Origin of the sequence: Stenotrophomonas aracearum (assembly GCF_031834615.1) — a bacterium.
Taxonomy (GTDB): Bacteria; Pseudomonadota; Gammaproteobacteria; order Xanthomonadales; family Xanthomonadaceae; genus Stenotrophomonas; species Stenotrophomonas aracearum.
In genome coordinates this window covers 824184-837120 of record NZ_CP115543.1, presented here as the reverse complement: position 1 = coordinate 837120, position 12937 = coordinate 824184, and the positions used below count along the sequence as shown (strand labels likewise).

Annotated in this window: 14 protein-coding genes; 8 read left to right on the top strand and 6 right to left on the bottom strand. The window is 68.4% G+C overall.

Features of this window, described 5'->3' with window-relative positions:
• Window positions 1-12: 12 nt before the first annotated feature.
• The gene (sufT, locus tag PDM28_RS03785; protein WP_311183878.1) at window positions 13-564 is read right to left on the bottom strand and encodes a putative Fe-S cluster assembly protein SufT; all 552 of its coding nucleotides are present in this window, start codon (window positions 562-564) and stop codon (window positions 13-15) included.
• A 117-nt stretch (window positions 565-681) separates the two neighbouring features.
• Here sufT and PDM28_RS03780 point away from each other — a divergent pair, with 117 nt between their 5' ends.
• On the top strand, window positions 682-1101 hold the full coding sequence (locus PDM28_RS03780) for a hypothetical protein (RefSeq protein ID WP_311183877.1): 420 nt from the start codon (window positions 682-684) through the stop codon (window positions 1099-1101).
• A 76-nt stretch (window positions 1102-1177) separates the two neighbouring features.
• On the opposite strand, the gene PDM28_RS03775 is transcribed toward PDM28_RS03780, so the two are convergent.
• The gene (locus PDM28_RS03775) at window positions 1178-2632 is read right to left on the bottom strand and encodes an NAD(P)(+) transhydrogenase (Re/Si-specific) subunit beta (RefSeq protein WP_311183876.1); all 1455 of its coding nucleotides are present in this window, start codon (window positions 2630-2632) and stop codon (window positions 1178-1180) included.
• The gene (locus PDM28_RS03770) at window positions 2629-2937 is read right to left on the bottom strand and encodes an NAD(P) transhydrogenase subunit alpha part 2 (RefSeq protein WP_070209342.1); all 309 of its coding nucleotides are present in this window, start codon (window positions 2935-2937) and stop codon (window positions 2629-2631) included. Before PDM28_RS03770 ends, PDM28_RS03775 begins: the two co-directional genes overlap by 4 nt.
• Before the next feature lie 79 nt (window positions 2938-3016).
• On the opposite strand from PDM28_RS03770, the gene PDM28_RS03765 reads away from it, so the two are divergent.
• From PDM28_RS03765 to PDM28_RS03755, 3 genes are read left to right on the top strand one after another with little or no spacing between them, the layout of a single operon-like run.
• Window positions 3017-3631, top strand: a complete 615-nt coding sequence (locus tag PDM28_RS03765; protein WP_311183875.1) for an RNA polymerase sigma factor — start codon at window positions 3017-3019, stop codon at window positions 3629-3631.
• Between the two features lie 8 nt (window positions 3632-3639).
• The gene (locus tag PDM28_RS03760; protein ID WP_311183874.1) at window positions 3640-3957 is read left to right on the top strand and encodes a hypothetical protein; all 318 of its coding nucleotides are present in this window, start codon (window positions 3640-3642) and stop codon (window positions 3955-3957) included.
• A 2-nt stretch (window positions 3958-3959) separates the two neighbouring features.
• Window positions 3960-4391, top strand: coding sequence for a DUF3106 domain-containing protein (locus PDM28_RS03755; RefSeq protein ID WP_311183873.1), 432 nt, complete (start codon window positions 3960-3962; stop codon window positions 4389-4391).
• Window positions 4392-4455: 64 nt separating this feature from the next.
• Here PDM28_RS03755 and PDM28_RS03750 read toward each other — a convergent pair whose 3' ends face one another.
• Window positions 4456-5538 (bottom strand): NAD(P) transhydrogenase subunit alpha, encoded by a 1083-nt coding sequence (locus PDM28_RS03750; RefSeq protein WP_311183872.1) that lies wholly within the window; start codon window positions 5536-5538, stop codon window positions 4456-4458.
• Window positions 5539-5767: 229 nt separating this feature from the next.
• Window positions 5768-8077 (bottom strand): DUF1631 domain-containing protein, encoded by a 2310-nt coding sequence (locus tag PDM28_RS03745; RefSeq protein ID WP_102946450.1) that lies wholly within the window; start codon window positions 8075-8077, stop codon window positions 5768-5770.
• A gap of 333 nt (window positions 8078-8410) precedes the next feature.
• Here PDM28_RS03745 and PDM28_RS03740 point away from each other — a divergent pair, with 333 nt between their 5' ends.
• The 4 genes from PDM28_RS03740 to PDM28_RS03725 are packed head-to-tail and all read left to right on the top strand — an operon-like array spanning window position 8411 to window position 11263.
• A complete protein-coding gene (locus PDM28_RS03740) occupies window positions 8411-8986 on the top strand; it encodes a nitroreductase family protein (protein WP_311183871.1) in 576 nt (191 codons plus the stop codon).
• Window positions 8987-9928 carry a 5'-3' exonuclease gene (locus tag PDM28_RS03735; RefSeq protein ID WP_102946448.1) on the top strand — a complete coding sequence of 314 codons (942 nt, stop codon included), beginning with the start codon at window positions 8987-8989 and terminating at the stop codon, window positions 9926-9928.
• On the top strand, window positions 9925-10476 hold the full coding sequence (locus PDM28_RS03730) for an NUDIX hydrolase (RefSeq protein ID WP_311183870.1): 552 nt from the start codon (window positions 9925-9927) through the stop codon (window positions 10474-10476). The genes PDM28_RS03735 and PDM28_RS03730 overlap by 4 nt, the downstream gene beginning before the upstream one ends.
• Window positions 10469-11263 carry an N-formylglutamate amidohydrolase gene (locus PDM28_RS03725; RefSeq protein WP_311183869.1) on the top strand — a complete coding sequence of 265 codons (795 nt, stop codon included), beginning with the start codon at window positions 10469-10471 and terminating at the stop codon, window positions 11261-11263. Before PDM28_RS03730 ends, PDM28_RS03725 begins: the two co-directional genes overlap by 8 nt.
• A gap of 704 nt (window positions 11264-11967) precedes the next feature.
• On the opposite strand, the gene pip is transcribed toward PDM28_RS03725, so the two are convergent.
• Window positions 11968-12912, bottom strand: a complete 945-nt coding sequence (gene pip / locus PDM28_RS03720; protein ID WP_070209494.1) for a prolyl aminopeptidase — start codon at window positions 12910-12912, stop codon at window positions 11968-11970.
• Between the last annotated feature and the right edge of the window lie 25 nt (window positions 12913-12937).

Below are 12937 nucleotides of genomic sequence, written 5' to 3'. Positions count from 1 at the left end.
GGAGCACATCAATTACAGCATGCCGGTTTCAAGCCGGGCCGCTTCGGACATCATGTGCTGGTTCCACGGCGGGTCGAACACCAGTTCGACATCGGCTTCGGCCACGGAGGGGATCATTTCCAGCTTGCTGCGCACGTCGTCGACCAGGATGTCGCCCATGCCGCAGCCGGGCGCGGTCAGGGTCATCTTGATGTCGACCTCGCGCTGGCCATCGTCCAGGTGCTTGAGCTCGACTTCGTATACCAGGCCGAGGTCGACGATGTTGAACGGGATTTCCGGGTCGAAGCAGGTGCGCAGTTGCTGCCACACCAGCTTTTCGACCTCCTCGTCGGAGGCGTCGGCGGGCAGTTCCAGCGCCGGCGGCGGTTCCTTGCCGATCGCGTCGCCGTCCTTGCCGGCGATGCGGAACAGATTGCCTTCGACGAACACGGTGTAGCTGCCGCCCAGTGCCTGGGTGATGTACCCATAGCTGCCGGCCGGCAGGGTGACCGTTTCGCCCTGCGGGACCATGACGGCCTCGCAGTCGCGTTCGAAGTGGACGGGTTCGCTGCTACGGGAGTACATGTGGATCGATATGGGGTCGCGGCCAATTCCCGCAAGGTGGCTATTTTAGCCCAGCGGCCGCCCACGCGCCGGTCACCCCGCAAGCCGGTATCCTGTGGCGATCCAAAGGAAGAATGCATGTCGCCCACGTCCGCGCCCGCCAGGTCCGCCTACTGGCTCTGGCCCCCGCTGTTGCTGCTTGGAGTCGTCACGGCCACGTTGGCCTGGTTGGTCATCGCCCTGCTGAGCGGTCGCCAGGTCGGCTGGATGGCCGTACTGGCCGCGCTGGAGCTGGGTTTCATGCTGCGCCTGGGCCGGCTGCAGGCCGGTCCGCTGCGGGTCGGCCTGACCGTGGCGTTCACCCTGGTGGTCGCGCTGGCGGCCAACTGGGGCATCGCCTCGGCCTACCTGGGCGGCTCGCTGGGCCTGGATCCGTGGAATTCAGCGTTGCGCATGGGCCCGTTCATGGCCGCCACCCTGATCCAGCTCGCGAACGGGGTCGGCGAGTGGTTGTGGCTCGGTGTAGCGCTGGTGGTCGCTTGGTGGGTGGCGAAGTAACCCGGTAGTGCCGGCCGCCGGCCGGCTCTGCACGAATCCAGCATCGCGTGGTGCCGGCCGCCGGCCGGCACCACCGTCAATGGGTTCCGTCGAGGGCCTTGAGCTCGCTTACCAGCGCACTTGCCGCCCCTGCGCCATCGCCGTACAGCATGCGCGCGTTGTCGGCGTAGAACAGCGCGTTTTCGATGCCGGCAAAGCCGGTGCCCTTGCCGCGCTTGATCACCACCACGTTGCGCGCGTTGACCACGTCCAGGATCGGCATGCCGTAGATCGGGCTGGCCGGGTCGGTGCGCGCCACCGGATTGACCACGTCGTTGGCGCCGATCACCAGCGCCACGTCGGTGTTGGGAAACTCCGGATTGATGTCGTCCATGTCGGCGATCAGGTCGTACGGCACCCCCGCTTCGGCCAGCAGCACGTTCATGTGCCCGGGCATGCGCCCGGCCACCGGGTGGATCGCGAACTTCACCTTGATCCCGCGCTCGATCAGCCGCTGCGCCAGTTCCCACACCTTGTGCTGGGCCTGGGCCACGGCCATGCCGTAGCCCGGCACGATCACCACCCGTTCGGCAAACGCCATCAGCGCGGCCACGTCACTGGCCTCGATCGGCTTCTGCGATCCGCTGATTTCCTGCGCGGTGCCCCCGCCGCCGAAGTTGGAGAACAGCACGCCACTGATCGGCCGGTTCATCGCCTTGGCCATCAGCCGGGTAAGCAGGATGCCCGCCGCACCGACCATCATGCCGGCGATGATCAGCGCCTCATTGCCCAGCACATAGCCTTCGAACGCCACCGCCAGGCCGGTGAACGCGTTGTACAGCGAGATCACCACCGGCATGTCGGCGCCGCCGATCGGCAGCGTCATCAACACGCCCAGTGCCAGCGCGACCACGAAGAAGCTGATGATCGCCACCGGGCTCAGGCTCACCGCCGCCCAGATCCCCAGCACCACCATGGCCAGCGCCACCACCAGGTTGAACGCCTGCTGGCCGGGGAAGGTCACGCGGCGATCGAGGCGACCGTCCAGCTTGGCCCAGGCGATGATCGAACCGGACAGCGAGACCGCACCGATGGCCGAACCGATGACGGCCAGCGCCAGCACCGTGGCCGAAGGCTGGCGCGCGGCCAGCTCGGCAATGGCCTGCTCACTCCAATGGGTGGTATCGCGGTTGCCCAGGAACGAGAAGCGCAGCAGTTCCACCGCGCCGATCGCCGCGGCCGAGCCACCACCCATGCCGTTGTACAGCGCTACCATCTGCGGCATGTCGGTGATCGCCACGCGCTTGGCCGACCACCAGGCCACGCCGGTGCCGATCGCCACCGCCGCCAGGATCAGCGGCACGTTGTGCAGGTCGGGCAGGAAGAAGGTGGCCACGGTGGCGATCAGCATGCCCAGCCCGGCCCAGCGGATGCCGCTGCGCGCGGTCATCGGCGAGGCCATGCGCTGCAGTCCCAGCAGGAACAGCGTGGCGGCGACCAGGTAGCTCACCTGCACCAGCCACTGCAGCAGTTGCGCGGTGGAGACGTTCAAGGCGCCTTCTCCCCGCTGTCGCGCTTCTGGCTGGGCTTGAACATGTCCAGCATGCGTTCGGTCACCACGTAGCCGCCGGCGGCGTTGCCCGCGCCCAGTACCACCGCAATGAAGCCGATGATCTTCTCCAGCGGGGTCTGCGCGTGGCCCAGCACCACCATCGCGCCGATCAGCACGATGCCGTGGATGAAGTTGGACCCGGACATCAGGGGGGTGTGCAGGATCACCGGCACCCGCGAAATGATCACGTGGCCCGCGATCGCGGCCAGCATGAAGATGTACAACGCCACGAACCCGTCGCTCATTGCAGTCTCTCTCCCAGGCGGTCTTCCCGTCCCTGCATCATAACCATGCGCTGAACCGTTCTGCAGGCGCGGTCAACCGATGCCGCGCCGGCACGTTCTCACCGTGTCCCCCCTGCGCGAGCGCTACCCTGTGCTGGTGAGCCCTTCCCTGCCGACCCTGCCCGACGATGCCGACGCCGCGCTGCCGGTGTCGCTGGACGCCTTCCTGGCCGGGATCGGCCCGCGTGCGTTCCGCTTCGCCGAAGCCGGCCTGCGCCAGCGCGACGACGCGCTGGATGCGGTGCAGGACGCGATGCTGCGCATGCTGGCCTACCGGGAAAAGCCGGCCGCCGAGTGGTCGCCGCTGTTCTGGAGCATCCTGCGCCGCCGCGTGGTCGACCTGCAGCGCCGCCGCAGCTTCCGCCTGCGCTTCTGGCGCAGCAGCGACGACGCCGGTGCCGAGCATGACATCGACTGGGCCGACCCCGGCCCGGGCCCGGCCCAGGCGCATGAACAACGCGACCAGTACGCCGCGCTGGTCAAGGCTCTGCGCGCGCTGCCCGCCCGGCAGCGCGAGGCCTTCAGCCTGCGCGTCCTGCAACAGCTGGACGGCGCCACCACCGCAGCGGCCATGGGCTGCAGCGAGGGCGCGGTAAAAACCCATCTTTCGCGCGCCCGGCAGGCGCTGCAGCTGCATCTGGAGATCGAACTGTGAGCCGCCCCATGTCTTCCCGCCTTCCCGATGACGCCGCCCTGCAGCAGCTGCACGCGCAGGCCGTGAGCCAGCTGTCGCCGACCACGTTGGCCCGCCTGCGCGCTGCCCGGCATGCGTCGCAGCGCCCGAGCCACCACGGCTGGTGGCTGGCCACCGCCGCCTCGCTGGTGGTCGCGCTGGGCCTGGGCATCAGCTTCACCGCCCATCCGCCGCTGGCACCGCCGGTGCAGGTGGCGGCCACGCTTGCCGATGACAGCGACGCGCTGCTCGACGAGAATCCCGACATGTACGTGTGGCTGGGCGCCACCGACCTGGCAATGGAGTGAACATGAAACCGCGACTGATCCTGGCGCTGGTGCTGCTCTGGTCGAGCGCAGCCAGCTGGGCCCAGACTTCGGCGTTGCCGGAATGGGACAAGCTCACCCCGCAGCAGCGTGAAGCGCTGGTCGCGCCGGTGCGCGACCGCTGGAACAACGCCGCCCCGCCGCAGCGCGAACGCATGCTGCAGCATGGCCAGCGCTGGCAGGACATGACCCCGGAACAGCGCGAGCTGGCCCGGCGCGGACGCCACCGGTTCGAGAACATGAGCCCGGAGCAGCGCGAACAGGCGCGTGCGCTGTTCGCCCAGATGCGGCAGATGACCCCGGCCCAGCGCGACGCGTTGCGCGCACGGTGGGAAAAGATGACCCCGGAGCAGCGGCAGGAGTGGTTGAAGGCCAATCCGGTGAAGGACGTGCCGCCGCCGGCGTTGCCGCGTTGATTGGGAGTGCATCCACGCAGGGCGTGAATCTACCGGTAGAGCCACGCCCTGCGTGGCTGCACCGTCACCCCGCCACCCAGCGCGTCTTCGCCAGCAGCTCATCGTCCCAATCAAACGCCACCGCGCCGTCCTTCAGAAACAGCGCGACGAAGTTGTACAGGTTGCGCGCATACATCTCGCTGGCATGCACCGCGCCCTGGCTGGCCAGGTTCACCGGCCCGTCCACCACCACCCCATCGACGTCCACGGTCTCGCCCGGCACCGTCGCCTCGCAGTTGCCGCCGGTCTCCGCCGCCAGGTCCACGATCACGCTGCCCGGGCGCATGCCCTGCACCATCGCGCGGGTCACGATCTTCGGTGCCGGCCGACCCGGCACCGCCGCCGTGCAGATCACCACGTCCACCAGCCGCAGGTGCTCGCCCAGCCGGCGCTGCTGCTCCGCGCGCTCCTCGTCGGTCAACGGCCGCGCATAGCCGCCTTCGCCCACCGCACTGACCCCCAGGTCAAGGAACTTGCCGCCCAGCGACTCGATCTGCTCCCGCGTTTCCGGCCGCACATCGAACCCCTCCACCTGCGCGCCCAGCCGCCGCGCCGTCGCAATGGCCTGCAGCCCCGCCACGCCCGCCCCCACCACCAGCACCCGCGACGGCCGGATCGTACCGGCCGCCGTGGTCAGCATCGGAAAGAAGCGCGGCGCCAGCTGCGCCGCGATCAGCGTGGCCTTGTAGCCGGCCATGCCCGCCTGCGAACTCAGCACGTCCATCGACTGCGCACGCGTGGTGCGGGGCAAGCGCTCCAGCGGGAATGCCTGCAGCCCACGCGACTGGATCATCCCCGCCCGTTCGGCATCGGCCTGTGGCTGCAGCATGCCAACCAGCGCGGCGCCATTCTTCAGCTGCGACAACCGCGCCGTCTCCGGCGGCTGCACGCACAGCACGATATCGGCCACGCCCAGTCGAGCGTCATCGGCCAGCTGCGCACCGGCCTCCAGATACGCCGCATCGGGAAATCCCGCCGCGCGACCTGCACCCGGTTCAAACCAGGCGGTAGCGCCCCGCGCGATCAATTTGCGCGCCGTCTCCGGCGTCATCGCCACGCGCCGTTCGCCCGACGCACGTTCCCGAACCACCAACACCTCGACAGCCATGCACGACCCCGGGTAGCGGAATAGAGGTCGATCCTAACCGCATGCGGGGTCTGAGGGGAGTGGCAACGGCAAGAGCGCGATTTCGATCAGGGTCATGCGTTACCGGGGCGCCAAGCGTGGTCGGCAGTCGTTTGGGAACCGACTCTACCCAGGGCCTCCGACCCACCCCTGCCGGCCCAAGCCAGGCGAAACCTGCAAACCAAGGCTCTCGGCTCTTGGCGCAGAACCGTCAGTGAACCGTAGCGCCCTTGGTGTCGAGACGGTCGATCACACCCTGCATGGCACTGTCGAACGCGCCATCGTCGATGTGCGCGCGCAGGCGACCCAGGCGCACCATGACCGCCAGCTCTTCCGGCGACGCCACGCAGAAGCGCACCCCGCGGCGGTTCACGAACAGCAGGCGCGACGAGATCGGGCTCACCCAGGACAGCTTGCCCGCCTGCACCTTGCCGTCCTTGTCCACGAAGTCCAGCCAGCTGCCAATTTCCAGGCCACGGAAGCGGTCCGCATCGGCATTGTCGAAATCGGTCACATCGACCTTCCCGCCCAGCTCCACCCCCGCGCTCTCCGCCGCCGGCGGCGCCGGCAACACCACCTGCGGCAGCTCCGGCAGCGCACGCTCCAGCTCTGGCCGCGACTCGGCGATCGACTGCAGCGTATCGTGCAGCGTATCGATCGCCGCACTCGCACCGTCGGCATGCACACCCACGCTCGCGAACACCTTGCGCAGCACCGGATGCCACGCCTGCAGCCACGGCTTGCCGACCACATGCCGGCGCGCCTCGGAAACCTCTTCCAGCACCCCGTCCGCCAACGCCAGCGCCTCGCTCACCGACGCACCGTCGTCGCCCTCGCGCAGCACCGCCAGCGTCAGGTGGTGCTGCCACGGCTGGCGCAGGAACTCGCCAATCGCCTGCGGCAGCGTCGTATCCGCAATGCGCCAATCCAGTTCCGAGGCCGCACGTGTCCGTGCCACCTCCAGCTTTTCCTGCCCGCGCTGCGTCTCCGCCGCGCGGCGCTCCGCAATCTCGATGCGGCGCCGATGCTGGGTCAGGAAATCGCGGAACTCCTCTTCCAGCGTCAGGAAGATCGCCAGGTTCTCGTTGAACTCCGCCACCAGCCGCTCGATGATTTCCTCGACCTTGCCCATCAGCACGCGCTCGGCCTGGCTCTCGCCCGTGTTGCCCTCGCAGGCCTCGGCCAGCGAATTGAGCAGCTTGCGCGCCGGGTGGGTCTTCTGCACGAACATCCGGCGGTCCAGCATCGCCACCTTCACGAACGGCACCACCAGCCGACCGATCAGCTCGCGCGAACGCCCTTCCAGGTCGCGCTCGTCCAGCATCACGTCGAACAGCATCCCGACCAGATCGATCGCGTCCTCGTCCTGCGGATCCAGGCGCGCCTGCGCCGGATCCACCCCGAGCCGGGTCGCCCCGGACAGCACCTCGCTCTTCAGCCGCTGCGCCAGCGACTCGCCATCTTCGCCAATCGCCGCGCGCAGCGTCGCGCTCGGCGTCGCCTGAAGCAGCGACAGCACCGACATCATCTCGCGCTGGCTGAGCGGCCGCTGCTGCCCCACCGCCACGCTGGCCGCCGACGTCGCGTCCTCGCGCACATGGCGGGTCTGCTGCAGCAGCTCATGCAGCGCCTCCAGCAGCATGCCCTGGTTGCCGCTCATGCCATCGGCGCCATCGCCGGCCTGCTCGTGCGCCGCCTGCGCCGACTGCATGCGCCCGCGACTCGCCGCCCAGCGGTTGGCGAAACGCTGGGCCCAGGCTGGAGCCGCGCCGTCGTCGGCGGCCGCCTGCTGGTTTTCCAGCGCGTCGACCAGATCATCCAGCTCCTGGCGCGGCGACGGCGGGCGCGGCGCCGCGCGACGCGGTGCGGCCATCTGCGGCATCACCCCCGCAGCAGCCAATTGTTCGTCCAGCTTCTCGTAACGCTTACCGATCGGCCCGTGCAGGTCGCGCTCGCACAGCTTGATCAGCACCAGGCGCACTTCCGGGGCCAGTTCGCACACGGCGAACGCCTCATGGATGGCCACGCCGATATGTTCGGGGCTGATCGGATTGCTGTCTGCATCCAGCTCCAAGCCGCCGGCGATCCAGCCCAGGCGGCGGTCGAGCCGGCCCAGCACCGGCTTCCAGTCGCGCAGCAGCACGGTGGCGAAGTTGCGCACCGCCAGCCGCGATTCCAGCACATGCTCGGGGACCAGGCTCAGCCCTTCCTCGACCTGGCCGGCCAGGGTCGCCTCGGCCGACAGCGGCTCGCCGCGCTCCAGCGCCTCCCACGCCTGGGCCAGGTGGCCACGGAACCCGGCCACGATCTCCTCGCGGCGCCGACGCAGTTCGCGCATGCCATCCAGGAACAGCAGCTGCGACGCACCGGCGGTGCCGGCCCGGTCGAACAGCACGTCGTCGAAGCGGGCCAGCACGGTCGCGAACGACTCGGCCAGGCCCGGCAGGGCGGCCTCGCGCGCAAGCTTCAACAGCGCCGGGTCGCGACCCGGTTGCCCCGGATTGGTGGGCGTGGCGATCATGCGAAAAGGCTCCCCACCCTCGCTGGTACAGGATGCAGCATGGATAAGACCGGAGCGGGCGTCCCCAAGACGCCAGCACACGGATGGTAGGACCGCCCGCCCGTGCGGGACAGTGATTCAGTCCGCACTTTCAACCTCATGACCGGGGTACTGACAGGCCTCGTATCGTAAGGCCAGCGCCGGTGGGAAGCGAGTACAGGGATCTGAAGGAGTGCCATTAATTAAGTGCGGTTCATCACACTTTGTCGCAAATGGGCCGGAGATGCCCCAAAGCGGTGTCACAAACCGCCGCGACTATACTCAGGGCACTCCAAACGCCTGACCTACGACCCCATGCTCGACTCCCCCGCGCTGCACGCCCTGGACGCCCGCCGTTCGGTCCCCGCCCTGCAACTGGGCGCCCCCGGACCGGACCCGGCGACCCTGCAGCGGATGCTGGCCTCGGCCGTACGCGTGCCCGACCACGGCAAGCGGGTCCCGTTCCGTTTCCTGCGCATTGCCGGCGACGCCCGCCACAGCCTGGGCGAGTTCCTGGCCCGGCGCAGCCGCGAGCGCGACCCGACCGCGTCCGAGGCCCAGGTGGACAAGGACCGCCAGCGCTTTTCGCACGCTCCGCTGATCATCACTGTCATCGCCAGCCCCACCCCAAGCCCCAAGGTGCCCGAGCAGGAGCAGCTGATGACCGCCGGCTGCGTCTGCTTTGCCCTGCTCCAGGCCGCGCAGGCGCTGGGCTTCGGTGCGCAGTGGCTGACCGCGTGGATGGCCTTCGACCCGGCCGTGCATGCCCACCTGGGCCTGGCCGAACATGAGCGCATCGCCGGCTTCATCCATATCGGCACGCCGCTGATCGAGGTCCCCGAGCGCGAGCGCCCGGATCCGGCCGCGCTGCTGCACGACTGGGTGGGCTGAGTGTCCGACCTCGTTCCCGTGCGCACGCCGCTGTATCTGGTCGACGCCAGCCTGTACGTCTTCCGCGCCTGGCATTCGATGCCCGACGAGTTCCAGGACCAGCAGGGCTGGCCGACCAACGCCGTGCACGGCTTTGCCCGGTTCCTGCTCGACCTGCTCGAGCGCGAGCGCCCGCAGCACATTGCCATCGCCTTCGACGAGGCGCTGGACAGTTGCTTCCGGCATGGCCTGTATGCGGCGTACAAGGCCAACCGCGATCCGGCGCCGGAGGCGCTGCGCCGCCAGTTCGCGCACTGCAAGGCCCTGTGCAGCGCGCTCGGCCTGGCGGTGCTGGCCCACCACGAATACGAAGCGGACGACCTGATCGGCAGCGCTCTGCATGCGCGCCGCCCGGCGGGCATGCGCGGGGTGATCGTCTCGGCCGACAAGGACCTTTCGCAGCTGCTGTTCGAGCATGACGAACAGTGGGACTACGCGCGCAACCAGCGCTGGGGCATGGCCGGGGTCAAGGCACGCCACGGCGTGCATGCACACCAGATCGCGGACTACCTGGCGCTGTGCGGCGATGCGGTGGACAACATCCCGGGCGTGACCGGGGTCGGTGCGAAGTCGGCCGCGGTGCTGCTGGCCCACTTCGGCAGCCTGGACATCCTGTACGAGCGACTGGACGAAGTGCCCTTCCTGCGCCTGCGCGGCGCGGCGCAGATGGCGGTGCGGCTGCGCGAGCAGCGCGAGCACGCGCTGCTGTGGCGGCAGCTGACCACGATCGCGCTGGACGCGCCGCTGGACGCGACGCAGGCCGATTTCAGCCGCGCCAGCGCCGACGCGCAGATGCTGCAGGGCCTGTGCGACGCGCTGCGCTTCGGCCCGCTGACCCGGCGCCGGCTGTTCGCGGCGGCCGGCCTGTCCGACCATTCCTCACCTGCCAGCGAGTTCGCATGAGTCCCAACACGCAAGCCCCGAAGGTCGTCTACGAAGGCAAGTACCAGCGCATGGTGGTGCGCGGCAGCTGGGAATACAGCGAGCGCACCCACGCCGGTGGGCTGGCGGCGATCATCATCGCGGTCACCCCGGAGGACAACGTACTGTTCGTGGAACAGTTCCGGGTGCCGTTGCAGGCGAGGACCATCGAGATGCCGGCCGGGCTGGTCGGCGACATCGATGCGGGCGAAACGATTGAAGTGTCTGCGGTGCGCGAGCTGGAGGAAGAGACCGGCTGGACTGCGGAACACGCGGAGGTGCTGATGATCGGGCCGACCTCGTCGGGCGCGAGCAGCGAGAAGATCGCGTTCGTGCGCGCCACCGGCCTGCGCAAGGTGGGCGAAGGCGGTGGCGATGCCAGCGAAGACATCACGGTGCACGAGATTCCGCGCGCCCGCGCGGCGGCGTGGCTGGTGGAGAAGATGGGCCAGGGTTACCAGCTGGACGCGAAGCTGTGGGCGGGCCTGTGGATGATCGAGCACCACCTGGACGGCACGCCCCGTGGCTGATTCGGGCGAGCAGGCGCTGCCGGCGCTGCTGGGCAGCGAGGATCCGGCGATCTACACCATCCACCGGGCCAAGGGCGCTTCGCCGTATGTAGTGCTGGCCGACCATGCGGGCCAGCAGGTGCCACGTTCGCTGCAAGGCCTGGGCTTGCCGCAGGCGGAGCTGGATCGCCACATCGGCTGGGACATCGGGATCGCCGGGGTCACGCGTGCGTTGTCGGAGCGGCTGGATGCGTGGGCGATCGAGCAGACGTATTCGCGCCTGCTGATCGACTGCAACCGGCCACTGGCGTCGCCCACGCTGATTCCGGAGGTCAGCGATGGCACGGTGATTCCCGGCAATGCGGGTCTTTCCGATGCGCAACGCCAGCAGCGCATCGACGCGATCCATGCGCCGTACCACGCGCGCATCGAGGCGGAACTTTCAGCGCGCGCAAGCGCGCACCGCCCCACCCTGCTGGTGATGATGCACAGCTTCACGCCGGCGATGAACGGCATGCAGCGCCCGTGGCATGCGGGCGTGCTGTACCACCGCGACACGCGGTTCGCGCATGCGCTGTTGCAGGCGTTGCGCGATGAAGGCGATCTGGTGGTGGGCGACAACGAACCCTACTCGGTCAGCAGCACCAGCGATTACGCGGTGCCGGTGCACGGCGAAGGCCGTGGGCTGGTGCATGTGGAGCTGGAGATCCGGCAGGATCTGATTGCGGATGCGGCCGGGCAGCACGCGTGGGCCGAGCGGTTGGCGCGGGTGTTTGGTGCGCTGGAACCTCGGTTGACTGCGCTGTAGTCGCTGTTGATTGCTCGGGAATCGATCTGCGGTAGAGCCGGGCCCTGCCCGGCTGCTGTTGGATTCAGGCGAACAGCCGCAGGCGCACCGGCTCCCTGGTTTGGGCCGCCCGGTGCCGGTTTGCGGGGTCGCCGCAAGTACGTCCATGTAGGCTGCGTCGCCGCATCCATGCGGCTCAGCCCCCCGCAAACCGACCCCGGTCGACCCTTTGACAGTTGGCCGGTGGCCTGGGGAAACGCCGATGTCGGCCGTTGGCCGACGCGTTGATTCGTTCAATTTTCATGCGTAACCGCACGTTGATTGGTTCATGGCGGTTGTTTGGGAACCAACCCTACCGGAGCATGCCCGCCTCGTAGTGGCACGCCATGCGTGTCAGCCGTAAACCGTCAAAGCACGCATTCGTGTCGACCATCGGTCGACACACCCGCATTTCCCGTGGCCCGCGACACACTCTCGGAGGGTCGGCGGGGGTGGGTTTGAGGGGGCACGAGCCGCATGGATGCGGCGATGAGCCTACATGGATGTATTTACGGCGTCCCCCACAAACCCGCACCCGACGGCCCTGACCAGAGAAACCCCGCAACCCACGGCTGTTCGCACGAATCCAACAGCAGCCGGGCAGAGCCCGGCGACACGGGTGCGGTGCGATCCCAAAAGCAGCCAGGCAGGGCCTGGCTCTACCGCGATTTCAAGCAAAGCCGCAATCAACCTGCAAAACGATCCGTCGCGCGCACCAGCGCGTCGATGTTTTCCGCTTCGAATGCCGAGTGTCCAGACGCCGGGCTGATTTCCAGCGTCGACTTCGGCCACGCCTTGTGCAGTTCCCAGGCGTTCTGCAGCGGGCAGACCACGTCGTAACGGCCGTGCACGATCACGCCCGGGATGTCGGCGATCTTGTGCGCGTCGCGCAGCAGCTGCTCTTCGACCTCGAAGAAACCGCCGTTGACGAAGTAATGGTTCTCGATGCGTGCGAACGCCAGCGCGAAGCGCGGGTCTTCATGGCTGTTCACGAAGTCCGCATCCACGTGCAGGAAACTGGTCGCCCCCTCCCACACACTCCATGCCTTCGCCGCCGCCAACCGCGTCGCTTCGTCGTCGCTGGTCAGGCGACGGTGGAAGGCCGAAATCAGATCGTGCCGCTCCACCGCCGGGATCGGCGCCAGGTAGTGTTCCCACGCATCCGGGAACAGACGGTTCGCCCCTTCCTGGTAGAACCACTCCAGTTCCCAGCGGCGCAGCATGAAGATCCCGCGCAGCACCAGCTCGGTCACGCACTGCGGATGCGCCTGCGCATACGCCAGCGCCAGCGTCGACCCCCAGCTTCCGCCGAACACCTGCCAGCGCTCCACCTTCAGGTGCTCGCGCAGCTTCTCGATGTCCGCCACCAGGTCCCACGTCGTGTTGTCCACCAGGTCCGCATGCGGCGTCGAACGGCCCGCACCGCGCTGGTCGAACAGGATGATCCGGTACTTCGCAGGATCATGGAACTGCCGCATCTTGTCGCTGCAGCCGCCGCCCGGGCCGCCATGCAGCATCACCACCGGCTTGCCGTGCGGATTGCCGCACTGCTCGAAATACAGCGTATGCCGGTCGTCGACCTTCAGGCTGCCAACGTCGTAAGGGGTGATCGCGGGATACAGCGTGCGCATGGGCAGAGCTCCAGGTGGAATGACA